This window comes from Nonomuraea corallina, from assembly GCF_027620315.1.
Lineage (GTDB): Bacteria > Actinomycetota > Actinomycetes > Streptosporangiales > Streptosporangiaceae > Nonomuraea > Nonomuraea corallina.
Window position 1 is genome coordinate 1 of sequence record NZ_JAPNNL010000099.1, and the last position, 25,892, is coordinate 25,892.

23 protein-coding genes are annotated in these 25,892 nt (G+C 72.0%); 9 read left to right on the plus strand and 14 right to left on the minus strand.

The features are described from left to right. On the plus strand, nt 1–1,284 hold a 1,284-nt coding region (locus tag OUY22_RS22720; RefSeq protein WP_270157113.1), incomplete at its 5' end, for an ABC transporter ATP-binding protein. A gap of 16 nt (nt 1,285–1,300) precedes the next feature. Here OUY22_RS22720 and OUY22_RS22725 read toward each other — a convergent pair. From OUY22_RS22725 to OUY22_RS22745, 5 genes are read right to left on the minus strand one after another with little or no spacing between them, the layout of a single operon-like run. After that, nucleotides 1,301–4,021: a glycoside hydrolase family 38 N-terminal domain-containing protein gene (locus OUY22_RS22725; protein ID WP_270157114.1), complete on the minus strand. Its 2,721-nt coding sequence runs from the start codon at nt 4,019–4,021 to the stop codon at nt 1,301–1,303. Beyond that, entirely contained in the window at nt 4,018–5,097 is a 1,080-nt protein-coding gene (locus tag OUY22_RS22730; RefSeq protein WP_270157115.1) for a Gfo/Idh/MocA family protein, read from the minus strand. The genes OUY22_RS22725 and OUY22_RS22730 overlap by 4 nt, the downstream gene beginning before the upstream one ends. A gap of 22 nt (nt 5,098–5,119) precedes the next feature. Beyond that, on the minus strand, nt 5,120–6,013 hold the full coding sequence (locus tag OUY22_RS22735; RefSeq protein WP_270157116.1) for a TIM barrel protein: 894 nt from the start codon (nt 6,011–6,013) through the stop codon (nt 5,120–5,122). Beyond that, nucleotides 6,004–7,194: a CehA/McbA family metallohydrolase gene (locus OUY22_RS22740; protein WP_270157117.1), complete on the minus strand. Its 1,191-nt coding sequence runs from the start codon at nt 7,192–7,194 to the stop codon at nt 6,004–6,006. Before OUY22_RS22740 ends, OUY22_RS22735 begins: the two co-directional genes overlap by 10 nt. Continuing rightward, nucleotides 7,191–8,261 (minus strand): ABC transporter ATP-binding protein, encoded by a 1,071-nt coding sequence (locus OUY22_RS22745; protein ID WP_270157118.1) that lies wholly within the window; start codon nt 8,259–8,261, stop codon nt 7,191–7,193. Before OUY22_RS22745 ends, OUY22_RS22740 begins: the two co-directional genes overlap by 4 nt. A gap of 172 nt (nt 8,262–8,433) precedes the next feature. On the opposite strand from OUY22_RS22745, the gene OUY22_RS22750 reads away from it, so the two are divergent. Then, entirely contained in the window at nt 8,434–9,624 is a 1,191-nt protein-coding gene (locus OUY22_RS22750; RefSeq protein ID WP_270157119.1) for an RNA-guided endonuclease InsQ/TnpB family protein, read from the plus strand. Between the two features lie 37 nt (nt 9,625–9,661). Here the strand turns inward: OUY22_RS22750 and OUY22_RS22755 are convergent, their stop codons facing one another. The 3 genes from OUY22_RS22755 to OUY22_RS22765 are packed head-to-tail and all read right to left on the minus strand — an operon-like array spanning nt 9,662 to nt 12,751. Beyond that, a complete protein-coding gene (locus tag OUY22_RS22755) occupies nt 9,662–10,480 on the minus strand; it encodes a carbohydrate ABC transporter permease (RefSeq protein WP_270157120.1) in 819 nt (272 codons plus the stop codon). Then, the gene (locus OUY22_RS22760) at nt 10,477–11,409 is read right to left on the minus strand and encodes a carbohydrate ABC transporter permease (protein WP_270157121.1); all 933 of its coding nucleotides are present in this window, start codon (nt 11,407–11,409) and stop codon (nt 10,477–10,479) included. Before OUY22_RS22760 ends, OUY22_RS22755 begins: the two co-directional genes overlap by 4 nt. Then, entirely contained in the window at nt 11,384–12,751 is a 1,368-nt protein-coding gene (locus OUY22_RS22765) for an extracellular solute-binding protein (RefSeq protein WP_270157122.1), read from the minus strand. The genes OUY22_RS22760 and OUY22_RS22765 overlap by 26 nt, the downstream gene beginning before the upstream one ends. Before the next feature lie 237 nt (nt 12,752–12,988). On the opposite strand from OUY22_RS22765, the gene iolC reads away from it, so the two are divergent. From iolC to OUY22_RS22795, 6 genes are all read left to right on the plus strand, one after another. Further along, nucleotides 12,989–13,954, plus strand: coding sequence for a 5-dehydro-2-deoxygluconokinase (gene iolC / locus OUY22_RS22770; RefSeq protein WP_270157123.1), 966 nt, complete (start codon nt 12,989–12,991; stop codon nt 13,952–13,954). Then, entirely contained in the window at nt 13,951–14,856 is a 906-nt protein-coding gene (locus OUY22_RS22775; RefSeq protein WP_408638188.1) for a Cgl0159 family (beta/alpha)8-fold protein, read from the plus strand. The genes iolC and OUY22_RS22775 overlap by 4 nt, the downstream gene beginning before the upstream one ends. After that, complete coding sequence (gene iolB / locus OUY22_RS22780) at nt 14,853–15,695, plus strand: 5-deoxy-glucuronate isomerase (protein WP_270157124.1); 843 nt, start codon at nt 14,853–14,855, stop codon at nt 15,693–15,695. The genes OUY22_RS22775 and iolB overlap by 4 nt, the downstream gene beginning before the upstream one ends. Further along, nucleotides 15,692–17,551, plus strand: coding sequence for a 3D-(3,5/4)-trihydroxycyclohexane-1,2-dione acylhydrolase (decyclizing) (iolD, locus tag OUY22_RS22785; RefSeq protein WP_270157125.1), 1,860 nt, complete (start codon nt 15,692–15,694; stop codon nt 17,549–17,551). Before iolB ends, iolD begins: the two co-directional genes overlap by 4 nt. A 103-nt stretch (nt 17,552–17,654) precedes the next feature. Next, the gene (locus OUY22_RS22790; RefSeq protein WP_270157126.1) at nt 17,655–18,668 is read left to right on the plus strand and encodes an AI-2E family transporter; all 1,014 of its coding nucleotides are present in this window, start codon (nt 17,655–17,657) and stop codon (nt 18,666–18,668) included. A 152-nt stretch (nt 18,669–18,820) separates the two neighbouring features. Next, complete coding sequence (locus OUY22_RS22795) at nt 18,821–19,396, plus strand: TetR family transcriptional regulator (RefSeq protein ID WP_270157127.1); 576 nt, start codon at nt 18,821–18,823, stop codon at nt 19,394–19,396. A 16-nt stretch (nt 19,397–19,412) separates the two neighbouring features. On the opposite strand, the gene OUY22_RS22800 is transcribed toward OUY22_RS22795, so the two are convergent. Next, a complete protein-coding gene (locus tag OUY22_RS22800; protein WP_270157128.1) occupies nt 19,413–19,934 on the minus strand; it encodes a DivIVA domain-containing protein in 522 nt (173 codons plus the stop codon). A 228-nt stretch (nt 19,935–20,162) separates the two neighbouring features. Further along, on the minus strand, nt 20,163–21,263 hold the full coding sequence (gene rlmN, locus OUY22_RS22805) for a 23S rRNA (adenine(2503)-C(2))-methyltransferase RlmN (RefSeq protein ID WP_270157129.1): 1,101 nt from the start codon (nt 21,261–21,263) through the stop codon (nt 20,163–20,165). A gap of 242 nt (nt 21,264–21,505) precedes the next feature. On the opposite strand from rlmN, the gene OUY22_RS22810 reads away from it, so the two are divergent. Beyond that, nucleotides 21,506–22,519: a suppressor of fused domain protein gene (locus tag OUY22_RS22810; protein WP_270157130.1), complete on the plus strand. Its 1,014-nt coding sequence runs from the start codon at nt 21,506–21,508 to the stop codon at nt 22,517–22,519. An 18-nt stretch (nt 22,520–22,537) separates the two neighbouring features. Here OUY22_RS22810 and OUY22_RS22815 read toward each other — a convergent pair whose 3' ends face one another. The 4 genes from OUY22_RS22815 to tsf form a co-directional block, all read right to left on the minus strand. Next, nucleotides 22,538–23,377 (minus strand): phosphatidate cytidylyltransferase, encoded by an 840-nt coding sequence (locus tag OUY22_RS22815; RefSeq protein WP_270157131.1) that lies wholly within the window; start codon nt 23,375–23,377, stop codon nt 22,538–22,540. Between the two features lie 97 nt (nt 23,378–23,474). Beyond that, complete coding sequence (gene frr, locus OUY22_RS22820; RefSeq protein ID WP_270157132.1) at nt 23,475–24,032, minus strand: ribosome recycling factor; 558 nt, start codon at nt 24,030–24,032, stop codon at nt 23,475–23,477. A gap of 42 nt (nt 24,033–24,074) precedes the next feature. Then, a complete protein-coding gene (gene pyrH, locus OUY22_RS22825; RefSeq protein ID WP_408638189.1) occupies nt 24,075–24,773 on the minus strand; it encodes a UMP kinase in 699 nt (232 codons plus the stop codon). Between the two features lie 125 nt (nt 24,774–24,898). Next, the gene (gene tsf / locus OUY22_RS22830; RefSeq protein WP_270157134.1) at nt 24,899–25,732 is read right to left on the minus strand and encodes a translation elongation factor Ts; all 834 of its coding nucleotides are present in this window, start codon (nt 25,730–25,732) and stop codon (nt 24,899–24,901) included. Nucleotides 25,733–25,892 lie beyond the last annotated feature (160 nt).

The window sequence follows — 25,892 nt, forward strand, 5'->3', positions numbered from 1 at the left end:
GGCATGCAGTGGACGATCAGCCCGCTCGGCCGCCGCAGCGCCTTCTTCGGCAGGCTGCTCACCAGCCTCGACTTCGCCAAGGAAGTCCGCCTGTTCGGGCTGGGCGGGTATCTCCGGCGGCGGCTGCTGGCCGATGTCCGTGACGCCCAGGAGAGTGAGCGGGCGGTCGACGTACGCGAGTTGAGGGCGCAGACGCTGCTCAGCGCGCTCGGCGCGGTGACCGCCGGGGCCGGCCTGATCTGGGTGGTGGCGGGCACGGCGGGCGGCACGCTGTCGATCGGCGACGTGGCCGTCTTCATCGCGGCGGTGGCGGGAGTGCAGTCGGGCCTGGCGAACCTGGTCGGGTTGAGCGGCGGGGTGTACGAGTCGTTGCTCCTGTTCGGTCACTACCGCGAGGTGGTGCGGGCCGAACCGGATCTGCCGGTCCTGGAGGCGCCGGCGAAGGTGCCGCCGTTCCGGCACGGCATCGAGTTCCGCGACGTGTGGTTCCGCTACGACGACGCGCATCCGTGGGTCCTCAAGGGCGTGAATCTCTTCCTGCCCTACGGCGAAGCGCTGGCCCTGGTCGGTCTCAACGGGTCCGGCAAGTCGACGCTGGTCAAGCTGCTGTGCCGGTTCTACGATCCGCAACGCGGGGCGGTGCTCTGGGACGGGGTGGACATCCGTGAGATGGACCCGGCGGAGCTCCGCGACCGGATCGCCGCCGTCTTCCAGGACTGCGTCGCTTACGAGTTCACCGCCGCCGAGAACATCGGCGTGGGCGACATCTCTGTCATGTCAGACCTCATGGCAGAGCGAGAGCGCATCCATCGGGCCGCCACGCTGGCCGGGATCGGCGAGACGCTCGCGAACCTCCCGCACGGCTACGACACGATGCTGAGCCGTACGTTCAGCCATCCGGGCGAGGACGAGCGGACGGCGGGCGTGCTCCTGTCCGGCGGCCAGTGGCAACGGGTCGCGCTCGCCCGGGTTTACCTGCGGGAAGACCGTGACCTGGTCATCCTCGATGAGCCGAGCGCGGGTCTCGACGCGCAGGCCGAGCACGACCTGCACACCGACCTGCGCCGGCACCGCGCCGGGCGCACCAGCCTGCTCATCTCCCACCGTCTCAGCGCCGTGCGCGAGGCCGATCTCATCGTGGTGCTCGCCGACGGGCGGATCGTGGAACAGGGCACCCACAGTGAGCTGATCGCCCGCGACGGCGAGTACGCCCGGCTGTTCGCCCTCCAGGCCAGCGGATACCACCCTGAGGTCATCCCCACCCGAGCGTCCGGGCAGGGATGAGCGAACCGGCCCGGCTTCAGGACAGCTGCACGGTGGCGATCTCCCAGGCGTTCAGCGGCAGGCGCAGGGCGCCGTCCACGACCTCCAGGGCCTCGCCCGGCCGGCCGCGCAGGTCGGCGCGCCGGGCGCGGGCGAAGCCGCCCGTCACGAGCGCCCGCGTGGGCCGGTCCGTGAGCGCGACCACCCGCAGTTCCTTCCAGCCGTCGCGCAGCCGCAGCGAGGTCATGACCACGCCGTCGCCCGCGACCGAGAGCCCGGCGGCGGGCGCCGGCAGCGGGAGCGACGGGTCGCCGGCGCCCGCCACGGTCACCAGGTCGTGGCGGAACTCCTCGGCCGCCGCCGGCACCGCCTCCCACGTCCCGGCGTAGGGCATCAGCGCCAGCGACACCGACCGCAGCCCGCGCGACTGCGCCATCGGGGTGGGCAGCTGGGGGCCGGCCGGCTCGGGCCGCAGCGCGTGCCGGTTGCGCGACAGGTAGCCGACCGAGCGCAGCAGCGTGAGCGCCAGCTCGCCGCCGTCGTCGACCAGCTCGTACTCGGTGACGTGCTCCAGCAGCGCCGCCACTCCCCCGGCGGCCACCCAGGAGGAGGCCGGGTAGGTGGGCAGCGGCTCCTCGCCGCAGCCGGCTTCGGGGGCGAGCCCGCGGGTGACGACCGCGAACTGGCCCTCGGCGTGCGAGACGGCGGCCCGCTCGGGCAGCGGCACGTGCAGCCGCACCCGGTGGTCGGCGCACCGGTTGTCGAAGTCCACGGTGAGCCGGGCGAACGGCTCGCCCGCCCGCAGCTCGACCCGCGTGCGGACGGCGATCTCCTCGGTCGCGTCGGTGCGGGACCGCGCGGGGATCTCCGGCGTGCCCTCGATCCCGTCGCCCGCGGCCGGCCACCGGTAGGCCCGCCACACGTCGTACGAGGCCACCAGCGGCCCGGCGCACACCAGTTGGACGTGCACCGACTCCGGCTCGCGGACCAGCCGGTCCTCGGCCGGGGGCGCGTAGTTGTAGCTGTCGCCCACGTCGCCGCCGTCGACGATGCGGCCGGCGCCGCTGAGCGTGACGCCGTCGGCGCCGGTCAGGGTGAGGGTGCCGTCGCGGGCCACCTCGACGCGGAGCAGCCCGTTGTCGAGCACCCGGTCCGCGGCCCGGACCGGCGGGACCGACGACGGCGGCCCTCCGGCGGCGCCGTCGCCGGGGACAGGCCGCACGCTGGTGTGGCCGAGCGGCGGCGCCTCCACCAGCGCGGCCACGGTCCGGCGCGGCTCGGCGAGGATGCGGACCCGGGTGACCCCGGCGAGCGCCTCGCGCACCTGGCCGACGTCGAACGGCAGCCGCGACTCGCGGGCGACGGTGAACGTCAGCACGCCGTCCTCGACGGACCAGCCGGTGATGTGCTGCCCGTACAGCTCGGTGCCGTGGACGAAGGTGAGCGCCGTGGCGGGGTCCATCTCCTCGTCGAGCAGCAGCGTCGGAGCGTACTCCAAGGGCTGGACCGGCACCCGGGCGCCGGTCGCGTCGATGATCGGGTCCTCGCCCGCCACGTCGAGCAGCACCACGGCGCGCCGGGTGGCGGGGGTCGGGTTGACGACCAGCACGCCGCCGGACGGGACGGAGGCGGCCAGCCGGGCGGTGACCATGTCGCGCACGGCGTGGCCGAGGTGCTCGGCCTCGGCGATGCGGGCGGCGACCTGCTGGGCGGTCTCGTCGACGCCGCAGCCGGTCACCGAGTCGTGGCCGCTGGCGTCGACCAGCCGCCACCAGGCCATGTCGAGGAAGCGGCCGGGCCACTCGGCGCCCCAGAGCGCGGCCAGCGGCTCGGCGTAGCGTTCGACCATCCGCTCGGCGCGGCCCATGGCCTGCTTCACGGCCGGGCGTACGGAGATGACGCCGGGCAGGATGTTGGCCCGCGCGTGCGAGCGCAGCTCGCCCGCCACTCGGGGCAGCCCTTCGACGTCGGCCGGGTGGGCGGTGACGTAGCCGGACAGGGTGTCCATCCGGGCGCCGAGCCCGGCCACCATCCCGGGCAGGCCGCGCACCGGGGCCGAGTGGTCGGTGCCGTACATCGCCAGCAGGGGCCCTTCGGGACCGTGCCAGCGGCGCATGGTCGCCACGAAGGCGGCGCCGCGCTCGGCCAGCCGCTCCGGGTCCTCGAACAGGTGGGCGCCGTTGCCGTAGCCGCCCGCCGGCAGGTACTGGGCGCGGACCGCGGTGCCGTCGGGGGCGACCCAGGCGAACGCGTCGGTGGTCACCGACGACGGCACGCCCCGGTACACGCAGGCGTGCGCGAGCCCCGCCCGGCTCAGGATCTGCGGCATCTGCGCCGTGTGGCCGAACATGTCGGGCAGGTAGCCGACCGGCATCGCGCCGCCGAGCTTGTCCGCCCTGGCCATGCCCAGCTCCAGGTTGCGCACGATGTTCTCGCCCGAGCACAGGAACTCGTCCAGCAGGATCTGCCACGGCCCCACCGCGAGCCTGCCGGACTCGACCAGGGCGGCCACCCGGTCGCGGTTCTCCGGCCGCACCTCCAGGTAGTCGTCCACGCAGGCCAGCTGCCCGTCGAGGGTGAAGTGGTAGGCGGGCTCGCGCTCCATCGTGTCGAGCACCTCGTCCATCAGCGCGACCAGCCGCAGCCGGAACCGCTGGAACGGCTCGTACCACTCCCGGTCCCAGTGCGTGTGCGGGACGACGACGATCTCGCCCGTCTCGCCCGTCTCGCCGGTCGTCCCGGTCAACCCTGCGCTCACGCTGCTTCCCCTCCGATCGGCAGTCCGTGCTGTACGGCGTAGCGCGCGGCGACGCGCTGGGCGGTGACGATGTCCTCCAGGGCGCCCGCACGCCCGGTGAGCGGCGGCTGGCCGCCGTCGGCGAAGGCGTGGAAGGCGGCCAGCTGGACCTCGAACGCCTCGGTCACCTCACGCCACTCCGTGCGGCTCTCCCCGCCGGACACCACGGTGAGAACCGTGGGCGCGTTCATCAGGTAGGGCGAGGGGAAGGCCAGCTCCAGCGTGCCGGCGTCGTGGTGGATGGCCACCGTCTCCCGGTACGCGGGATAGTCCTCCAGATAGTGCCACCGGATGGAGAACCGCCCGGCGGCCGGGAGCGGCCCGGAGATCTCCACCGACCCCGGCGCGTTCCCCCACGTCTCCACGTGCCCGATCTCGGCCGGCGAGCCGGTGAAGCGGCGCAGCAGCGACAGGTCGTGGCAGATGGAGCCGAGCGCGACCGCGTACAGCGCGCGGACCTGCGCGGGCGCCTGCTCGCCGAGCGCCCGCGACACCAGGGCGTCCTCCTGCTCCAGTAACCTGGCCACCAGGTCGGCGGGCACGTCGCCGGCCCGGGTGAGGTTGGCGAAGGCGAGCTGCGACTCCCCGCTGGGGTGCAGCACGGTCACCTCGACGGACCTGATGGCCTCCGGCCCGCCCAGCTCGGCCAGCAGCGCCTCCGCCCGGCGCACGGCCGGGTCGTACTGCTTCATGTAGCCGACCATGAGCCGCCCCTCGGGCAGCGCGGCCACCTCGGCCCGGGTCAGCGCCAGCGGCTTCTCGCAGAGCACGGCGTGACCGGCCGCCAGCGCGCGCCGCACGGTGTCGCCGTGGGAGCCGGAGGCGAGCACGAGCACGGCCTCGAAACCCCCGGCCTCCAGCATCGCGTCGAGCGAGGTGTGTCTGCCGGGCGCGCCGAGGCGGTCACCGACGGCGTCGGCGAGCGTCCGCGACAGGTCGCAGACGGCCGTCACCTCGAACAGGTCGCGTCGGCGCGACAGCAGCGGCGCGTACACCGCCTGGGTGACGGCGCCGCACCCGACAAGGGCGATCTTCAAGACTGGATCCTCCAGCGTGACGTCAAAGTCCGAGTTCCCGTAGCTTCTCGCGGTTGGCGGCTTGATCGGTGATGTTCCGCGCAACTGACCGCCTGCCGGGGAGCGTGTCCTGCTCGATGATCACCCAGCCGGTGTAGCCGATCTCGTCGAGCGTGCGCACCACGCCGGGCAGGTCCAGCTCGCCCTCGCCGAGCGGGGCGAAGCCGCCGCGCCCCATCAGCTCGCGCAGGTCCGCGCCGTCGGCCAGGGCCTTGGCCATGATCGCCCGGTCGCCGTCCTTGACGTGCACGTGGCCGATCCGGTCCGACCAGTCGCGCAGCGCCGTCACCGGGTCTCCCCCGGCCAGCAGCAGATGGCCGGTGTCGAGGCAGAGCCGCACGTCGGTCAGCTCCAGCAGCCGCTCCACGTCCTGCGGGGTCTCGACATAGGTGCCGAGGTGGTGGTGGAAGGCGGGCTCGAAGCCGGCGTCGCGGCAGCGCCGGACCGCCTCCTGGACGCGGGCGGCGTATCCGGGCCACTCCCCCGGCTCCAACCCTGGAGCGTTCCCTCCTGGGCGGGCGAAGCGCGCGGGCGACCCTGAGCAGCCGAGCGTCGGCCGGGGCCTGAGGTGGTCCGGCGCGGGCGGCGCGGCGGCGAACACCTCCAGCGTGGCGTCCAGCGCGGCCAGCCCTCGGGCGAACGCGTCCGCGTCGCCGAAGCGCAGGTCGGCCCAGCCTCCGGCGAGGAGCAGCCCGCCCAGCCGGTCGGCCAGGTCGTCCTTGGTGCCCAGGTAGCCGAGGGGCCCGAGGTCGATGCCGTCGTAGCCGGCCCCGGCGATGGCCGAGACCATCTCGGCGGAGGTCAGGGGCGGCGGGGCGTCGCTCAGCTCGAACACCCCGAAGCTCACCGGGGCGTTGGCGACACTGATCAGGCACATAGCGCCATCACCTCGTTCTCGTAGGTTTCCAGGCGGTGCCGTCCCGCGACGGCGGGGAGCAGCACCCGGTCACCGCGGATGACCAGGCGCTCACCGCCGGGACGGACCAGGACGAGGCCGTCGGCGTCCAGGGCGAGCAGCTCGTCGCCCAGGCGCAGCAGCAGCGGGGCGTCGGGCCCGGCGGAGACGGCGGTGCGGCCCTCGGCGACGGCGGCGAACACCGCCCCGGGGTCCTCGGCCAGGACCCAGGTGGTGGGCGAGCCGGGCAGGCCGTCGGCGCCGGGCCGGTGGAAGTCGCTGGCGCCGATCGCCACCAGATCGGGCCGCCAGGCGTCGGCCCAGGCCAGGGGCGCGCCCCAGCGGCGGTCCCACCAGCCGGAGTGCCACACCTCGGCGACCTTGGGCCGGTGGGTGAGCGGCAGCAGCCAGGCGCAGTCGGCGGCGAGCGGGTGGTTGATGGAGACGAGCCCGCCCGCGCGCTCGGCGTGCGCCACCCAGGAGTCGGCCGGCTGCCGGAAGTCGACCCAGCCGACGTCGCCGAACACGTTGGCGTGCCCGCGGTCGGTGGTGACCTCCTGGCCGGGCAGCAGCGCGATCCCTCGGTCGGTCTTGGCCAGCTCGGGGTGGTGGCTGACCGTGTTGTGATCGGTGACGGCCAGGAAGTCCAGGCCCCGGCCGCGGGCCAGCTCGGCCAGTTCGGCGACGGTGAGCTGCCCGTCGCTGTGCACGGTGTGGGCGTGGAAGTCGCCGGCGAACCAGCGCAGCCCGTCGACGTCGGGGATGTCCCGCCGGGGCGGCCGCTCGCCGTGCGCCGGCCCGGCCTCCTCCCGCGGCGGCGCCGGCGCCGCCGTCTCGGTACGGATCTCCAGCGTGTAGTCCAGGCCCTGCGGCGGGATCCGGTGCAGGCGCAGCCACACCCGCCACTCCCCGGTCTCGGGCTCGCCGGGCAGGTAGCCGGGTGTCGCCCAGCCGGGGGCGATCGTGTACTCGTCGCGCGCCCCGCCGGACCAGCCGCGGAAGCCGCGCGGCCCGGCGCAGCCCAGGTCGAGCACGCCCCGGGACCTGTCGTACGACAGCCGGACGGTCACCGCCGCGGTGCCCGCGGGCACCTCGAACGGCACCTCCCTCAGGATGCGCTCCAGCCGGTCGTCCAGACTCCAGCGGCCCCTGATGACGGTCATGCGGCCACCAGTTCGCCGTCGCGGTAGACCAGGGCGCGGTCGCGCCTGGGCACCACGGCCCCCTGCTCGCCCAGCGCGGGCTCGTGTCCCTCGGGCACCACGGCCTGCACCACGACCCCGCCCACGTCGAGCGTGACCAGGTGGGAGGCGCCGAGATTCTCCAGGATGACCACGCTCCCGGTCAGGCCGTCCTCGACGGTCCCGGCCCGGTAGGAGGTGTATTCGGGACGTACGCCGTACACCAGCTTCTCCCCGTCGACCAGCAGTCCTTCCGCCGAGGCGGGGACGGGCACCTTGCACCCGGCCACCTCCAGGGTGTCACCCCGGCACACGGCGTCCAGCAGGTTCATCGGGGTGGAGCCGATGAACCCGGCGACGAAGGTGTTGGCGGGCCGCTGGAACACCTCGGAAGGGGTGCCGATCTGGCGGATGAGCCCCGCCTCCATGATCGCCATCCGGTCGGCCATGGCCAGCGCCTCGGCCTGGTCGTGGGTGACGAACACGGTCGTGACGCCCAGCTCCCGCTGGAGCTTCTTGAGGAACGTGCGGGCCTCCAGGCGGAGCCGGGCGTCCAGGTTGGACAGCGGCTCGTCGAACAGGAACGCCTGCGCCTGCGTGGCCATGACCCGGGCCAGCGCGACCCGCTGCTGCTGCCCGCCGGAGAGCTGGCCGGGCCGCCGGTCCATCAGCTGCTCCAGGCCCAGCCTGGCGGCCACCTCGGTCGCCTTGGCCCGGCGGTCGTCCTTGGGCACCTTCCTGATCCGCAGCGGGTAGGCGATGTTGTCGGTGACGTCCATGTGCGGGAACAGGGCGTAGTCCTGGAAGACCATGGCGACGTCGCGGCCGCCCGGCTGCACGGACGTCACGTCGCGCCCGCCGATGACGACCGCGCCGCCGGTCGCCACCTCCAGGCCGGCGATGGTGCGCAGCAGCGTCGTCTTCCCGCAGCCCGAGGGGCCGAGCAGGGCGAAGAACTCGCCGTCGGGGACGGTCAGGTCCAGCGAGTCGAGCGCCTTCACTCCACCGGGATAGACCTTGGTCAGCCCCCGAAGTTCGATTGCGGCCATCAGATCCTCTCGAGGGGACCGTCGCCTTCGGGCGACGGCGGAATCGGGAGCGGAAGGGCCTCCAAGGCCCGAGCGTGTCCTGGCCTGTCAAGTCCGCGCATCACGGATACCCTTCCTGGTTTGTCGGCGCCAGCCGATATCGTGGTGTTTTCGTTACCGAACGTGACAGGAGGTGGGGTGTGCGCAGGTCGTTCAAGTTCCTGCTGCGCCCACCGCCAAGCAGGCAGCGGCGCTGACGGCATGCCTGGACGATCACCGGCAGCTCTACAACGCCGCCCTGGAGCACCGCCGTACCGCCTACGCCAAGGCCGGCGTGAGCGTCCGGTACGGGGATCAGTCGGCCGAGTTGAAGCACATCCGCGTCGATGACCCCGGCGGGCAGGGCCGCTGGTCCTTCTCGTCCCAGCAGGCCACTCTGCGACGGCTGGACAAGGCCTTCGCCGCGTTCTTCCGCCGGGTCAAGGCTGGGCGCACGCCGGGCTTCCCGCGTTTCAAGGGGCGCGGCTGGTTCGACACCGTCGAGTGGCCGAAGGATGGCGACGGCTGCCGGTGGGACTCCCAGCCCGGACATCCGTCGGCCACGTTCGTCCGGTTGCAGGGCATCGGCCACGTCCGCGTCCACCAGCACCGCCCGGTCAAGGGGTGGGTGAAGACGATCGCGGTGAAGCGCGAAGGCAGCCGCTGGTACGTGGTGCTGTCGTGCGACCATGTACCCACCGAGACTTTGACCGCGACAGGCGCGGTAGCCGGGATCGACCTGGGCGTGGCGGCGCTGGTGACCACCTCCGGCGGGGAGCATGTCGCCAACCCGCGTCACCTGGTCGCCTCCGCTGACCGGCTGGCCGCCGCGCAGCGGGCTCTCGCCCGCAAGAAACGGGGCTCCGAGCGGCGGCGCAAGGCGGTGTCCCGCGTCGCCGCGCTGCACGCCAAAGTGCGCAGGCAGCGTCTGGACAGCGCGCACAAGGCCGCGCTCGCCCTGGTCCGCGCGTACGACCTCATCGCACACGAGGACCTGCGGATCACGAACATGACCCGCTCGGCCTCCGGCATCGTCGAAGCGCCCGGGCGCAACGTCGCCGCCAAGTCCGGTCTCAACCGGGGCATCCTGGACGCGGGCTGGGGGGTGTTCCTGACGATCCTCGCGCACAAGGCTGAAAGCGCCGGTCGAGAGCTGATCGCGGTGAACCCTGCCGGCACCTCCCGCACGTGCTCGCGTTGCGGGCACTGCGCGAAGGAGAACCGCGTCAGCCAGGCCGAGTTCCGATGTCAGGGGTGCGGGCATGCCGCGCACGCCGACGTGAACGCGGCGATCAACATTTTGAGGGCAGGGCTTGCCCTTCGCCGGGCTGCGGGAGCGGCTTGACGAGAAGCCGTTCCCTTCAGGGAGCGGAGGAGTCACTTCAGCGCTTGATCCCTCCGTGGAAGCGGAAGCCGTACTTCTTGCTGACGAACAGGTACATGAGCACCACGGGGACCGAGTAGAGCAGGCCGAACGTGGACAGCACCTTGAGGTTGGCCTGGCCGCCCTCGGTGTAGAGGGTGTACATGATCACCGCGGCGGGCTGCTTCTCCACGTCGCTGAGCAGCAGGTACGGCATCAGGAAGTTGCCCCACACGTTGGCGATCGTCCACACCGCGATCGTCGCCAGGCCGGGCCGCACCACCGGGACGACCACGTGCCGGACGATCTGCAGCGGCGAGGCGCCGAAGACCCGCGCGGACTCCTCGTACGACTTGGGCGTGGTGTCCATGAAGTCCTTGATCATGAAGATCGCGGCGGGCAGCAGCCCTCCGGTCATGATCAGGATCAGGCCGGTGTGCGAGTCGATCAGGCCGAGCTCGATGGCGAGCTGGAACAGCGGCACCATCGCCGCCGTGCCCGTGATGATCGACGACAGCAGCAGCAGCGCGTACAGCAGGGCGTCGCGCCCCGGCAGCCGCACCCGGCTGAGCGCGTACGCCGCCAGCGCGGACATCACCACCACCAGCACGGCGGTGCCGATCGCCAGGATCAGCGAGTTGACCAGCGACCCCAGCGCGTACGGGTGCTCCAGGATGATCTGGAAGTTCTCCCAGGTGAAGTCCGGCAGCCGGACCTCGTACGTGGGGTTGGAGGTGAACGGCGCCGAGGCCAGCCAGAGCAGCGGGATGGTGAAGAAGGCCAGCAGCAGCGCGACCAGCGTGTAGAAGCCGATCCGGCCGGCGACGAACCGCGTCATCTCCTCCTCCTGAGCAGCCGCAGGTAGAAGATCGCCACGACCAGGTTGATCAGCAGGATGATCGTGGAGATCGCGGCGCCGTACCCCAGGTCGCCGCTCTGCAGCGCGGTCTTGTAGACGTACACGGCCAGGATCTCGGTCTTGTTCTCCGGCCCGCCCGCGGTGAGCAGGAACGGCCCGAAGTCGTTGAACGTCCACAGGCTGATCAGCAGCAGGTTGGTCAGGATGTGGCCGCGGATGTGCGGGAAGACCACGTCACGTAACTGCTGCCAGCCGGACGCCCCGGCCAGCCGCGCGCTCTCCAGATGCGAGGGCGGCACGTTCCCGAGCGCCGCGCCGTACAGCATCATCGAGAAGGCGGTGCCGCGCCAGGTGTTGAAGAGGATGATCGACAGCATCGGGTGGTCGAGCAGCCAGGCGAAGCCCGGGATGCCCAGCATCGCGTTGAGCGTGCCGCTGTCGCGGTCGAGCAGCGCCACCCACAGGAACGCGACCACCGCGCTCGGCAGGATCCACGCCAGGATGACCACGCCCTCGACCACGCTCTTGAGCGCGCCGCGGCGGTTGCGCATCAGCCAGGCCAGCGTGAAGCCGAGCACCACCTGACCGATGACGGCCGACCCCAGCACGAACTGGAAGGTCAGCACCGTGGAGTTCCAGAACCCCGGGTCCGTGAGCGCCTTGAGGTAGTTGTCCAGGCCGACGAACTGCGGCTCGGCCGCGGCGATCCCGGTCAGCCGGTAGTTCATCAGCCCCAGGTAGATGACCCACAGCGCCGGGAAGACCAGGAAGACCGCGATGAGCGCCAGGGCGGGCGCCACGAAGGCCCCCGCCCGCAGCCTGCCCAGGCCCGCGGCGTCGGAGCTGTAGCCGCGGGCGGGCGTCGCGTCGAGGACCTTCGGATCAGGAGGCGACGTTGTTCGCGCCACCGACGATTCCTTCGAGCTTCTTCTGGTACTCGGCCGCCGCCTGGTCGGCCGCCGTGCCGCCGGCCACCGCGGCCGTGGCCTCCTGCAGCGCCACCGACACCTGCGGGTAGACCGCCACCGGCGGCCGGTAGGCCGTCAGCGGGAGGACCTGCTCGGAGATGAACGTCAGCAGCGGCTCACCGGCCAGGATCTCCTTGTTGACGTCGGAGCGCGGCGTGATCCGCACGTTGCCGTCCTTGGTCTCCTCCTTCAGCGCCTCCGGCGACAGCGTGAAGGCCATCAGCTCGAAGGCCTCCTTCGGGTGCTTGGAGCTGGGGTTGAGGGTACGCAGCGCGCCGCCGGACATGCTGACGAAGTCCTGCCCCCTGATGCCCTTGCCGGGCTCGATCGCCGGGATCTTGGCGTAGCCGACGACCTGGTCGCGGTCGGCCATCGGGGCGACGCCGGTCTTGGGGTTGACCACGCCGCGCCAGAAGTAGTCGCCCTCCAGCAGGATGCCGACCTTGCCCTCGGCGAACTGCTGGAACGACTTGTCGCGGCCCTTGGCCTCCTGCTGGAGCCTGGGGTCGCCGAGGCCGCCGCCGTAGACCTTCTGGTAGAGGCCGAGGGTGTCCTTCAGCGGCTGCGAGGCGCCGGTCCACTTGTCGTCCTGCTGGACCTCGCCGCCCGCGCCGGCCAGCAGCGGGAGCACGCCCTGCATGGTGGTGGCCTCGCCCATGGCGGTGCCGGCGTTGATCTGGATCGGCACCGGGACGCCCGACGACTTGAGCTTGGCGCCCGCGTCGAGGATCTCCTGCCAGCTCGTCGGCTGCCAGTCGGCGGGCAGCCCGGCCTTCTCGAAGAGGGTCTTGTTGAAGTAGAGGACGCGGCCGTCGGTGCCGATGGGCAGGGCGTACTTCTTGCCGTTGAAGGTGGCCAGGCCCTGGACGGCCTCCGGGATCTGCTGCCAGCCCTCCCAGCTGTCGGCCTCCGGCCCGGCGACCTCCGCCAGCGGCTTGATGTAGCCCGCCTCGGCGAACTCGCCCGCCCAGATGCCGTCGATGTCGATCACATCGGCCCCCTTGCCTGACTTCAGGTCAAGGGAGAGCTTGGTCTTGTACTGCTCGTCGTCGACGCCGCTGGGGATGAACTTGACCGTGACGTTCTTCCCTTTGGCCTTCTGGGCCTCCTGGAACTTGGGGATCACCCAGTTGGCGATGTGGTCGGCCGCCGCCGCGTTCTTGCCGCCGGCGATGGCGTTCTGGGTGATCGTGAGCTCGATGGCGCCGCCTTCGCCGCCGTCACCGGACGACTGGCCGCAGGCGGCCAGACCCAGCGCGGAGGCGGTGAGCACCGCGACCACACCTATCGACCTTTTCCGCACCATTCTGCAAACCCTCCGACACATCCTGTAGGGAGGAAGTCAGGGCCAATATGTCATGACATGTATATGACGTACAGTCCTGGCTGATTTCCGGGAGCGTGCCCGTGGGGGTCATCAGGAAATCGGTCTCGGGCACGGTGAGAAACATAGCGGACATCTATATGTCATGACAATATGCCATAGTGTCTGCCCGAAAGCTCCAGCTGTGGAGGTGCGTTGTTCGACCTGATCACGATGGGACGCTGCGGCGTCGACATCTACCCGCTGCAGACCGGCGTAAGCCTGATCGACGTCGAGTCCTTCGGCAAGTTCCTCGGCGGCAGCCCGACGAACGTCGCGGTCGCCGCGGCCCGTCACGGACTGCGCCCCGCCGTGGTGACCGCCGTGGGGGCCGACCCCTTCGGGCAGTGGGTACGGCAGGCGATCCGCGGATTCGGAGTCGACGACGTCTACGTGGGGACGGTCGAGGGCCCGCCCACCCCGGTCACGTTCTGCGAGATCTTCCCGCCCGACCACTTCCCCATCTACTTCTACCGGGGCGAGCATCCGCCTGACCTGCGGATCACCCCCGAGTCCCTGGACCTCGACGCCGTCCGCGAGACGCGGGTCCTCTGGTTCACCGGGACCGGGCTGAGCCAGGAGCCCAGTCGCTCGGCGCACGCCGCCGCGCTGGCGGCCCGGCCGTCAGGGTGGACGGTGTTCGACCTGGACTACCGGCCGATGCTGTGGGAGTCCCGGCAGGCCGCCGAGCGCGCGTACCGGGAGGCGCTCCCGTACGCCAACGTGGCCGTCGGCAACCTCGACGAGGTCGAGATCGCCGTCGGCACCCGAGACCCCGAGGCGGCGGCGCAGGCGCTGCTCGACGCCGGCATGGAGGTGGCGATCGTGAAGCTGGGCCCCGACGGGGTGCTGGCCCGCGGCAAGGACGAGCGCGTGGTCGCCGAGCCGGTCCGGGTCGAGGTGGTCAACGGGCTGGGAGCGGGGGACGCCTTCGGCGGGGCGGTCTGCCTCGGGCTGGTGCGCGGCTGGCCGCTGGAGCGTACGGTGCGCTTCGCCAACGCGGCGGGGGCGCACGTCGCGGCCCGGCTGGCCTGCGCGGAGGCCATGCCGTCCACCGACGAGGTGCTGGCCCTGCTGGGCGAGCGGCCCGCCGCGGGCTCCGGGAGCGAGGTGCGTCCTTGAGCGACGTCACGCTCCCCGGGATCACCCGTTACGAGCGGCTGACCCGCATCCGCGCCACCGATCCCGGGGAGATCGCCCAGGCGGCGGCCCGCAGGCGGCGGCGGGAGCTGCCCGGCGAGGGCGGGCGGCTGCTGATCATCGCGGCCGACCACCCGGCGCGCGGCTCGCTGGCCGTACGGGACCGCCCGCTGGCCATGGCCAGCCGGTTCGACCTGCTGGACCGGTTGCAGGTGGCGCTGGCCCGGCCGGGCGTCGACGGCATCCTCGCCTCGCCCGACGTGCTGGAGGACCTGCTGCTGCTCGGCGCGCTGGAGGGCAGGCTGGCCTTCGGCTCGATGAACCGGGGCGGGCTGCAGGGCTCGGTGTTCGAGCTGGACGACCGGTTCACCGGCTATGACGCGACCGCCATCGACCAGATGCGGCTCGACGGCGGCAAGATGCTGTGCCGCATCGACCCGGACGACCACACCAGCGTCGACACGCTGGAATCCTGCTCCCGCGCCGTCACCGAGCTGGCCAGGAGGCAGCTGGTGGCGATGGTGGAGCCGTTCTGGGCGACGCGCACCGAGACCGGGTCGGTCCGCAACGACCTGTCCCCCGACGCGGTGATCCGCGCCATCAGCGTGGCCCAGGCTCTCGGCGTCACCTCCGCCTACACCTGGCTGAAGATCCCGGCGGTGGCCGAGATGGAGCGGGTGATGGCCGCCACCACGCTGCCGGCGCTGCTGCTCGGCGGGGACCCGCCGGACGCCGCGGCCGCCTTCGCCGACTGGGGGCGGGCGCTGCGCCTGCCGGGGGTGCGCGGGCTCGTCGTCGGGCGTGCCCTGCTCTACCCTCCGGACGACGACGTCGCCGCCGCCGTGGACGGCGCCGCCGCGCTGGTTCGAGAGGTGGGGTCATGACATTCTTTCCGTACGGTGTGGCGGCGAGCGGGCCGTGGGCCGTGGAGATCACGCCGTCGCTGGCCGGGTGGGACTACGCGGGGCTGCGGGTGGTGGATCTGACCGGGGCGCCGGTGTCGTTCGGCACGGGCGAGGAGGAGATGATCGTCCTGCCGCTGTCGGGGTCCTGCGCGGTGACGGTCGGCGGCTCTCAGGTGTTCGAGCTGGCCGGGCGGCCGTCGGTGTTCGCCGGCCCCTCCGATTTCGCCTATATCCCGATTCATGAGCAGGTGACGCTGACCGGCGCCGGCCGGATCGCGCTGCCCTCCGCGCGCGCCACCCGCCGCCTGGAGCCCCGCCACGTGCCGGCCGCCGACGTGCCGGTGGAGCTGCGCGGCGCCGGCCAGGCCAGCCGCCAGGTGAACAACTTCGCCGCGCCCGGCGTCCTCGCCTGCGACAAGCTCGTCGCCGTGGAGGTGCTCACCCCCGGCGGCAACTGGTCGTCCTACCCGCCGCACAAGCACGACACGGCCAACCCCGGCGAGGCGGTGCTGGAGGAGGTCTACTACTTCGAGGTGGCCGATCAGGGGCTCGGCTACCAGCGCGTCTACTCCTCCGAGCGGGGACGGATCGACACCCTGGCCGAGGTGGGCTCCGGCGACGTGGTGCTGGTGCCGTACGGCTACCACGGCCCGTCCATGGCCGCGCCCGGCTACGACCTCTACTACCTGAACGTGCTGGCCGGACCCGCCGAGGAGCGGTCCATGGCGTTCTGCGACGACCCGCGGCACGCCTGGATCCGCGCCACCTGGGACGGCCAGGAGATCGACCCCAGGCTGCCCTTCGGGAGGAACCCATGAGACTGACGGTGGCCCAGGCGGTGGTGCGCTTCCTCGCCGCCCAGCACATCGAGCGCGACGGCGCCGAACACCGGATGTTCGGCGGCGTCCTCGGCATCTTCGGCCACGGCAACGTGGCCGGCGTCGGCCAGGCGCTCGCCGCCTCCGGCGCCGACCTGCCCTACTACCTCAGCCGCAACGAGCAGGCCATGGTGCACACCGCCGCCGCCTACGCGCGGGCCCGCAACCGCCTGTCGACCCTGGTCTGCACCACCTCGATCGGTCCCGGCGCCACCAACATGGTGACCGGAGCGGCCGCCGCGACCATCAACCGGCTGCCCGTGCTGCTGCTGCCCGGCGACATCTTCGCCACCCGGGTGGCGAGCCCGGTGCTGCAGGAGCTGGAGGACCCGCGCTCCTACGACGTCTCGGTGAACGACTGCCTCCGGCCCGTCTCCCGCTTCTGGGACCGGGTCAACCGGCCCGAGCAGCTCCCGCCGGCGCTGCTGGCGGCCATGCGGGTGCTCGCCGACCCCGCCGAGACGGGCGCGGTCACGCTGGCGCTGCCGCAGGACGTGCAGGCCGAGGCCGCCGACTGGCCCGGCGAGCTGTTCGCCCGGCGCGTCTGGCACGTCCCCCGGCCTCGGCCCGAACGCGCGGCGCTGACCCGGGCCGCCGAGCTGGTCAAGGCCGCGTCCCGGCCGCTGATCGTGGCCGGCGGCGGCGTGATCTACAGCGAGGCGACCGCGGAGCTGCGGGCCTTCGCCGAGACGTTCGGCGTGCCGGTCGCCGAGACGCAGGCCGGCAAGGGCGCGCTGCCGTACGGTCACCCGATGGCCATGGGCGCGATCGGCGCCACCGGCACCACGGCCGCCAACGCGCTGGCCCGCGAGGCCGACCTGGTCATCGGGATCGGCACCCGCTACAGCGACTTCACCACCGCCTCCCACTCGCTGTTCGCGCCGGAGGCCCGGTTCGTCAACGTCAACGTCACCGGCTTCGACGCCGCCAAGATGTCCGGGCTGCAAGTGGTCGCCGACGCTCGCGAAGGGCTGACCGACCTGGCGGCCGCGTGCGCGGGCTGGGGCACCGGCGAGGCCTACCGGGCCCGCGCCGCCGAGCTGTCGCGGGCCTGGGACTCCGCCGTCGACGCGGCGTACGCGCTGGACGGCGACCCATTGCCGCAGCCGGCCGTGATCGGCGCGGTGAACGCGGCGGCAGGCGACGACGGCGTCGTCGTCTGCGCGGCCGGGTCCATGCCCGGCGACCTGCACAAGCTCTGGCGGCCCAGCGGTCCGGGGAGCTACCACGTCGAGTACGGCTACTCGTGCATGGGTTACGAGATCGCCGGCGGGCTCGGGGTCAAGCTGGCGGCCCCGGAGCGCGAGGTCTTCGTCATGGTCGGCGACGGCTCGTACCTGATGATGGCCCAGGAGCTGGTCACGGCCGTCGCCGAGGGCGTCAAGCTGACCGTGGTGCTGGTGGACAACTCCGGCTTCGCCTCCATCGGCCGGCTGTCGGAGAGCGTCGGGGCCGAACGGCTCGGCACCGCGTACCGCCACCGGGGCGAGGGCCGCTACGACGGCGGGCCGCTGCCGGTGGACCTGGCCGCGAACGCGGCCAGCCTCGGCGCGACCGTGCTGCGCCCCGGCACGCTCGCCGAGCTGCGCAAGGCGCTCGACACCGCCCGCGCGGCCGGCGGCGTCACGGTCGTGTACGTGCGCACCGACCCGATGATCGACAGCCCGTCCTCGGAAGCCTGGTGGGACGTCCCGGTCGCCGAGGTCTCCGGCACCGAGGCGGCCCGCACGGCCAGGGCCGCGTACGAGAGCGCCAAGCGCGACCAGCACCGCCGCCTGGCCCCGCCGACGGGCTGACCGGGAGCCCGGGTCACCGGTCGCGGGCCGGTGACCTGCAGGGTTGCCGTCCGCGCCGCGGGGAAGGCCATGGTCCGGGGGGCAGAGCTCGGGGGAGGCGACGATGGACCCTTGGCGCGCGCTGGGCTGGGTGGGCATCGCCGCGGTGGTGCTCTACTGCCTGTCCCAGGTGGGCACGGTGGTCCTGTCGATCATCCTGGGGTTGTTCGTCGCCGCGCTGCTGGCGCCGCCCGCGCACTGGCTGATGCGGCGCGGGCTGGGCCGGTCGCTCGCCACTGCGATCACCTTCGTGGGCGGTCTCCTGCTGGCCTCCGGGCTGTTCGCGCTGCTGGTGCCGCCCACCGTGAGCGGCCTGGCCGAGCTGCGGGCCAGCGTCGGCACGATCCTGCAGCAGTTGCACGCCCTGGCCTCCCAGTTCGGGCTGGACTTCCAGGATCTGCTCGCCCAGGGCAAAGCGTGGGCCGAGCAACGCCAGCAGCAGCTCGCCACCGGCGCGGTGGCCGGCGTGCGCACGGCGACCGAGATCATCGTGGGCGCCGTGCTGGCGGTCATCCTCGGCGTCTACTTCGTGCACGGCGGCGACCGGCTGTACCACTGGCTGACCGGGCTGTTCCCGCCCCGGGCCAGGGTGCGGCTGCGGGTGGCGGGGCCGATCGCGTTCGGCGTCATCGGACGCTACATCCGCGGGGTGGCGCTCGTGGGCGCGGTGGACGCGTTCTTCATCGGCATGGCGCTGTGGATCCTCGGGGTGCCGATCGCGGTGCCGCTGGCGGTGCTGACCTGGGTGGGGGCGTTCCTGCCGATCGTCGGCGCGTTCACGGCGGGGCTGCTGGCGGCGGTGGTGGCGTTCGTGTCCAAAGGGTGGCTGATCGCGCTCATCGTGGTCGGCGTCACCGTGCTGGTGCAGCAGATCGAGGGTCACGTGCTGGCGCCGCAGATCTACGGCAAGGCGCTCGACCTGCCGGGGCCGGTGATCCTCATCTCGATCGCGCTCGGCAGCCTGGTCTTCGGCATCGCCGGCGCCTTCCTGGCCTCCCCGGTGGCCTCGGTGATCGTGGCCCTGCTGAACCGGGAGAACTTCAGCGAGGGCGACGCCCGGACTCCGGCACGCGCCTGAACGTCCCGCGCGCCGATCAGGCGAGGTCCCGGGTGTCCTCGCGGAAGACGACGGCGACGCCCAGCGTGTTGATCGTCATTGCGCTCTTCAATGTGATAGTAGACTCTCATTGAAGAGTAAACCATCTTTTGTCCGTACGGTAGGGTTCCGGCATGGCGGAGGGCGGGCTGCGCGAGCGCAAGAAGGCGAAGACGAGGGAGGCGATCCTGCGCGAGGCGTTCCGGCTCTTCCGCGAGCGCGGCTACCACGCCACCACCGTCGAGCAGATCGCCGAGGCGGCCGAGATCTCCCCCGCCACCTTCTTCCGCTACTTCCCGGCGAAGGAGGACCTGGTCACGCTCGACCGGTTCCCGCCGCTCGTCGAGGCCCTGGCCGGACAGCCGCCCGGCCCGCCGGTGACCGTCCTGCGCGGCGCGTTCCGCACGGCCTTCGCCGCCCTGTCGAGCGAGGAGATCGCCGCCGGGCACGCGCGGGAGGTCTTCGCCGCCACCGTGCCCGAGCTGCTCGTGGCCAACCTGCGCAGAAGCCCCGGGCTGATCCGCGAGGTCCGCACGGCCGTGGCCGAGCGGGCCGGCCTCGACGCCGGCGACCCCGCCGTCCGCGACGCCGTCGGCGCGGTCCTCGGGATCGTCGCCATGGTGTGGACGGAGTGGGCGGCCACCCCCGGCATGGACGGCCCCGCCGAGGTCGACAGGGCGCTGGCGCGCCTGGAGTCCGGCCTGGGGTGACCTCCCCGCCCGCGGGTCAGCCGCGCTGTTCGAGCACGTCGGCGATGCCCGACAGGAACGCGTCCACGTCGGTGATCAGATAGCCCGGCCTGAACACGACGGTGGCGAACTTCACCTCGCGCACCTCCTCGGCCGTCACCGGCCGGCCGGTGGTGCCGCGCAGCGTCGCCACGATCCGGTCGAGGAACGCGTCCACCTCGTCCTCGTCGTAGCCGGTGCCGAGGCGGCCGGGCCGGAACACCACCTTCTCCACCCGCCCCGCCTGGCTCTCGAACCACTCCTCGCGCAGCAGCTCACCCGTGGGCTCCGCCAGAGCCAGCCGCACCGGGCGCTTGGCCATGGTCTCCAACGCCACCACGAACGCCTCCAACGCGAAGTCGACCGCCGTCTCCTGGTAGCCGCGGCGGCGCGAGGCGAACGTGGCCGAGCGCACCTCGTCGGCGGTGACGGGTTCGAGGTCGAGCGCGCCCCTGCCCAGCGTGGCCTCGATCCGCTCGATCAGAGCGTCGACTTGTACGGGGTCATAGCCTGAACGCATACCCATGACGCGCGGAAAGCGGTTCAAGCCTGCTCCTTCGGGGGTCCGGCCAGGGGTCGCCCACTATTGTGCGATCAACGACCACGGCCACGCGAGTCCCGGCCGTCACGGTAAAGACCACCATGAGGCCGGTCCGCGTGTCCCTCCCCCGCCGAAGACGTGATTCATCCGTCATCCGGGAGCTGACATCCCCGCTGGTCCCGGGCAAGCCGTCCGGGTGTGCGCGGGCTATTCGGCGGCGGCGAGCTGACCGCAGGCGCCGTCGATCTCGCGCCCGCGGGTGTCGCGGACCGTCACCGGCACGCCGTGGAACTCCAGCCGCCTGACGAACGCGCGCTCGTCCTCGGGCCGCGACGCCGTCCACTTCGAGCCCGGCGTCGGGTTGAGCGGGATCAGGTTGACGTGCACGAGCTTGTTCCTGACGAGCTTGCCGAGCAGGTCGGCCCGCCACTCCTGATCGTTGACGTCCTTGATGAGCGCGTACTCGATGGACACCCGCCGCTTGGTCCGCGCCGCGTACGCCCAGGCGGCGTCGAGCACCTCGGCCACCTTCCACCGCGTGTTGATCGGCACCAGCGTGTCGCGCAGCTCGTCGTCGGGGGCGTGCAGGGACAGCGCGAGGGTGACCGGCAGGCCCTCGTCGGCGAGCTTGCCGATCGCGGGCACCAGCCCGACCGTGGAGACGGTGACGCCGCGGGCGGAGATGCCCAGCCCGTGCGGGACGGGCTCGACCAGGCGGCGCACCGCCTGGATCACCTGCTTGTAGTTGGCCAGCGGCTCGCCCATGCCCATGAACACCACGTTGTTGACCCGGCCGGGGCCGCCCGGCACCTCGCCCGCCGCCAGCGCGCGGGCCCCGGCCACCACCTGCTCCACGATCTCCGCCGTGGACATGTTACGGGTCAGCCCGGCCTGGCCGGTGGCGCAGAACGGGCAGTTCATGCCGCAGCCGGCCTGCGACGACACGCACATCGTCACCCGGTCGGGGTAGCGCATCAGGACCGACTCGACCAGCGCGCCGTCGAACAGCCGCCACAGCGTCTTGCGGGTCGTGCCCCGGTCGGTGGTCTGCTCGCGCACCGAGGTGAGCAGCGGGGGCAGCAGCGCCGACAGCCTGTCGCGGGAGGCCGCGGGCAGGTCGGTCATCGCCCGCACGTCGGTGGTCAGCCGCTCGAAGTAGTGGCGGGAGAGCTGGTCGGCGCGGAACGCCTTCTCCCCCAGCTCGGTGACCGCCGTGCGCCGGTCGGCCATGGACAGGTCCGCGAGATGGCGAGCCGGCTTGGCCCTGCGCGGGGCGACGAAGGTGAGCTGGCCTGGCTGCTGGGACACGATCCTGCCTCTGTTTTGTCACGGGGACTGTTTGTCACGGGGACTGTTTGTCACGGGGACTGTTTGTCACGGGGACTGTTTGTCACGGGGACTGTTTGTCACGGGGACTGCTTTGTCACGGGGATTGGCGACCAGGGTAGTGAACGCTTGCCCGGCGGGGCGAATTCCATGGCGGCCGTCCGGCGCTCCGGATCCGGTCAAGGCTCGCACGAGGGTCAGGTGCGGATCTACAGTTTCCCCGTATGACGATTTTCCGGTCTGCGTCAGGCGAGGGGCACACCGAGGTCGTCCTCACCGCCGGCAGCCCGTACGGCAGCCGGACGCTCGTGGTCGAGCGCGACGAGGACGCCTCGGTCGCCTACCTGTGCTCTCCCGACGGCACCGTGCACGGCGCGTGCTGGCTGGCCAACCACCGGCCCGCGCCCGCCGTGGTCGACCTGGCCCGCATCAACGCCGGGCTGCCGCCGCTGATGCCGCGGGCCAACACCCTCCACCCCGCGGGGCGCCGTCCGCTGGGGCAGCTCACGCCGCTCTGGTTCGAGGAGGGTGACGGGGTCGCCCTCTACGAGGAGGACGAACTGCTGGCCGTCATCCCGGGCTGGGCCGACATGCACCGCGGCATGCCCGGTTACGCCCGTGACGCGGTGGGCGAGTCGCCGTTCGCCTGGGCGCTGTCGGAGGCGCTCGAAGGACTGCGGCCCCGCCTGGCCAACGCCGAGTCCTACTGGCGCTGGCGCTACTCCGAAGGGTCGTGGCCGTCGTTCCAGCAGTTCGTGATGGGCCATCTGGACCGGGTGCTCGGCCCGGCCGGGCGCTACTGGGACGCGGGCGGCGACCGGCTGCCGACCGTCGGCATCACCGAGCGCCCGCCGCACGGCGACCGGCTGTTCAGCGTGCTGTCGACGGTGGGGATGAGCTGCCAGCGGATGCCGACCGTGGAGCAGTGGATCGACCAGCCCGGCGCGTACGCCAGGATCGAGCTGGCGGTGGCCACCCGCGAGGACCCTCGCGAGGCGGCGCTGCTGCTGGTGTGGCTGGCGCAGTATCCGTGGCACTCGGTGACCTGGCTCGGCCACGGCCACACCGCCAAGTGGTACCACGAGCCGGACACGTTCCCGCTGGGGCCTCAGTATGCGGGGGTGCTCATGCAGGCCGACGCCCCGGACATGCCGCCCATGGGAGGGTTCGCCTTCGGCGGCGAGGCCGTACGGTGGCTCTGGCTGACCCCGATCACCGGTGAGGCCCTCACCGGCTAGCCCGCCGGATCTCCCGGCTCAGATGAAGAGCGCGAGCAGCAGCCAGACCGGCACCAGCGTGGACACCAGCGAGTCCAGCCGGTCCATCAGCCCGCCGTGGCCCGGCAGGATCGTGCCCAGGTCCTTGATGCCGAGATCCCGTTTGATCATCGACTCGACCAGGTCGCCCACCGTGGCCAGCGCGGCGGCCAGCGCGCCGATCAGCGCGCCCTGCCACCACTCGCCGCCGAGCAGCCACGTCACCAGCCACGTGCCGACGAGCGTGCAGGCCACGACGGAGCCGCCGAACCCCTCCCAGGTCTTCTTCGGGCTGATCAGCGACATCGGGTGGCGGCCGAACAGCACCCCCGCCGCGTACCCGCCGATGTCGCTGGCCACCGTGACCGCGATGAAGACCACGACCCGGTCGTTGCCGTCAGGGGGCGCCAGCAGCAGCGCCGCGAACCCCGCCAGCAGCGGCGGGTAGAACAGGATGAACACCGAGGCCGTCGCGTCGCGCACATAGCCGTCGGTGCCGCCCGCGAACATCCGCCACACCAGCAGCCCGAACGCGAACGCCACGAACGTGCCCAGCAGCCACGACCCGCCTCCCCAGTAGGCCGCCGCCTGCATCGCGGCGAGCCCCACCAGGATCGGCACGGCCGGGACCCGGATGCCGCGGGTGGCGAAGGCCCGCACCAGCTCCACCACGCCCACGCCGACCGCCGCGACGAGCACCAGGAGGAAGAGCTCCTTGACGGTGTAGAGGGTGATCAGGACCGAGGCGGCCAGGCCGGCGCCGACACCGATCGCTGCGGGGAGATTGCGGCCGGTGCGGCTGCCGCCGCCAGCGCTGGGACCGGCCGTTCGTTCTTCCAAGACTTCTCCATAGGCCACGGCCCCCGCCGTCAGGCGAGGGCCGTAGATGCGCTACCCGCGACGGCCCGCTGCGGGCGGCCCGCCGGCAGCGGGCCGCTCAGACTTCGAGCAGCTCGGCTTCCTTGTGCTTCAGCAGCTCGTCGATCTTGGCGACGTGCTTCTGAGTGAGGTCGTCGAGCTCCTTCTCGGCCCGCCTGACCTCGTCCTCGCCCGCGTCGCCATCCTTGATCATCTTGTCGAGCGTCTCCTTGGCGGAGCGCCGGATGTTGCGGATGGACACCTTGGCGTGCTCGCCCTTGTTCCTGGCGACCTTGATGTACTCCTTGCGGCGCTCCTCCGACAGCTCGGGGAACGTCACGCGGATCACCTGGCCGTCGTCGGTCGGGTTGACGCCCAGGTCGGAGTCGCGGATGGCCCTCTCGATCGCGGCCATCGAGCTCTTGTCGTACGGCTGGATGAGCACCATGCGAGCCTCGGGCACGTGGAACGACGCCAGCTGCTGGATCGGCGTCGGCGTGCCGTAGTACTCGGCGTTGATCTTGTTGAACATCGCGGGGGTGACCCGGCCCGTCCGGATGCTCGCGAAGTCCTCCTTCGCGACCGAGACGGCCTTGTCCATCTTTTCCTCGGCTTCGAGGAGGGTTTCGTCGATCACAGCGGCTCCCTGTCTTCTAGCTGGCGGTGTCGGGCTCACACCTCATTTGCCTGCGGGACTCACCAGCGTGCCGATCTTCTCACCGCGGACCGCTCGCAGGATGTTGCCCTCGCCCATCAGGTCGAAGACCACGATCGGCAGGTCGTTGTCCTTGCACAGGCTGATCGCGGTGGCGTCCATGACCGCGAGGCCACGGAGCAGCACCTCCCCGTAGTCGAGCTGGTCGAAGCGCACCGCGTCCGGGTTCTTGCGCGGGTCGGAATCGTAGATCCCGTCCACCTGCGTGCCCTTGAGCAACGCCTCGGCACCGATCTCCAGCGCGCGCTGGGACGCGGCGGTGTCGGTGGAGAAGTACGGGGAGCCGAGCCCCGCGCCGAAGATGACCACGCGCCCCTTCTCCAGGTGGCGGATGGCCCGGCGCGGCAGGAACGGCTCGGCGACCTGCTGCATGGTGATCGCGGTCTGCACCCGCGTCTCGACGCCCCGCCGCTCGAGGAAGTCCTGCAGGGCCAGGCAGTTGATGACCGTGCCCAGCATGCCCATGTAATCGGCCCTGGCGCGGTCCATACCGCCCTCGGACAGGGTGGCGCCGCGGAACATGTTGCCCCCGCCGACGACGATCGCCACCTGGACGCCCTCGCGCACCGCCTCGGTGATCGAGTCGGCCAGGTGATCGACGACGACGGGGTCGATGCCCAGCGGCTCGCCGCCGGCGAACGCCTCACCGGACAGCTTCAGCATCACCCGCTTCCAGCGAAGCTGGTTCCGAGCCGGAGCGGCCGCCGTCGTGGCGGGCTCCTGGTTGTCCTGCACGGCGGCGGCCTCCCTCTCTAGGCGGTTCGTGGAACTGGAGAACTGGCTCCAGCCTATGCCTGACCGACCTTGAACCGGACGAAGGCCTGGACCTGCACGCCGTTCTCCTCGGCGTACTTGCCCACGGACTTCTTGTTGTCCTTGACGAAGGCCTGCTCCAGCAGCGTGAAGTCCTTGTACCAGGCCTTGACCCGGCCGTCGACGATCTTGCCGATCGCGGCCTCGGGCTTGCCCTCCTCGCGGGTCATCTCCTCGAAGAGCTTGCGCTCCTTGTCGATGACGTCGGCGGGGACGGAGTCGGCCTTGAGGTACTGAGGGGCCATGGCGGCGGCGTGCTGCGCGATGTCCTTGGCCACCTCGGCGGCCGGCTTGTCGAGCTGCACCAGCACGCCGACGGTCGGCGGCAGCGCCGGGTCGGTCTTGTGCATGTAGGCGCCGACGTAGCCGCCCTCGAGCACGGCGAAGCGACGGATCTCGATCTTCTCGCCGAGCGCGGCGTTGGCGGCGTCGAGGTGCTCCTTGACGGCCTTGCCGTCGAAGGAGGACTCCAGCAGCGCCGCGACGTCGGCCGGCTTGGTGGCCAGCACGTGGGCCACGACCTGGGCCGCGAGCTCCTGGAAGCGCTCGCCCTTGGCCACGAAGTCGGTCTCGCAGTTGAGCTCGAGCAGGGCCGCGGCGGAGTCGCCGTCCTGCTCGAGCGCGACGAGGCCGTTGGAGGCGGTGCGCGCCTCGCGCTTGCCGACGTCCTTGGCGCCCTTGAGACGGAGCAGCTCGATCGCGCGGTCGAAGTCGCCCTCGGCCTCCTCCAGAGCCTTCTTGCAGTCCATCATGCCGGCGGCGGTGATCTCGCGGAGCCGCTTGACGTCGGCCATGTTCACGGAAGCCATTGCTTTTCCTTGTGGGATGTCGGTGATGTCGTCGTGCGTCGGGCGGGCGCCGCCGCTCGGGCACCCACCCCTGTCGTTACGGCACCGCGTGCCGCACAGAAGCCGGTACGCGTCCCGTGCCCGTCAGAGCGGGCCCGGAACGTCCTGCTCGACCCGCCCC

Coding starts and splice junctions, on each gene's coding strand:
- iolB (WP_270157124.1), top strand. CDS start 14,853: ATGACATTCTTTCCGTACGGTGTGGCGGCGAGCGGGCCGTGGGCCGTG.
- OUY22_RS22800 (WP_270157128.1), bottom strand. CDS start 19,934: ATGCGTTCAGGCTATGACCCCGTACAAGTCGACGCTCTGATCGAGCGG.
- OUY22_RS22790 (WP_270157126.1), top strand. CDS start 17,655: ATGGACCCTTGGCGCGCGCTGGGCTGGGTGGGCATCGCCGCGGTGGTG.
- iolD (WP_270157125.1), top strand. CDS start 15,692: ATGAGACTGACGGTGGCCCAGGCGGTGGTGCGCTTCCTCGCCGCCCAG.
- OUY22_RS22740 (WP_270157117.1), bottom strand. CDS start 7,194: ATGACCGTCATCAGGGGCCGCTGGAGTCTGGACGACCGGCTGGAGCGC.
- OUY22_RS22745 (WP_270157118.1), bottom strand. CDS start 8,261: ATGGCCGCAATCGAACTTCGGGGGCTGACCAAGGTCTATCCCGGTGGA.
- OUY22_RS22735 (WP_270157116.1), bottom strand. CDS start 6,013: ATGTGCCTGATCAGTGTCGCCAACGCCCCGGTGAGCTTCGGGGTGTTC.
- OUY22_RS22795 (WP_270157127.1), top strand. CDS start 18,821: ATGGCGGAGGGCGGGCTGCGCGAGCGCAAGAAGGCGAAGACGAGGGAG.
- OUY22_RS22755 (WP_270157120.1), bottom strand. CDS start 10,480: ATGACGCGGTTCGTCGCCGGCCGGATCGGCTTCTACACGCTGGTCGCG.
- pyrH (WP_408638189.1), bottom strand. CDS start 24,773: ATGCTGAAGCTGTCCGGTGAGGCGTTCGCCGGCGGCGAGCCGCTGGGC.
- tsf (WP_270157134.1), bottom strand. CDS start 25,732: ATGGCTTCCGTGAACATGGCCGACGTCAAGCGGCTCCGCGAGATCACC.
- OUY22_RS22810 (WP_270157130.1), top strand. CDS start 21,506: ATGACGATTTTCCGGTCTGCGTCAGGCGAGGGGCACACCGAGGTCGTC.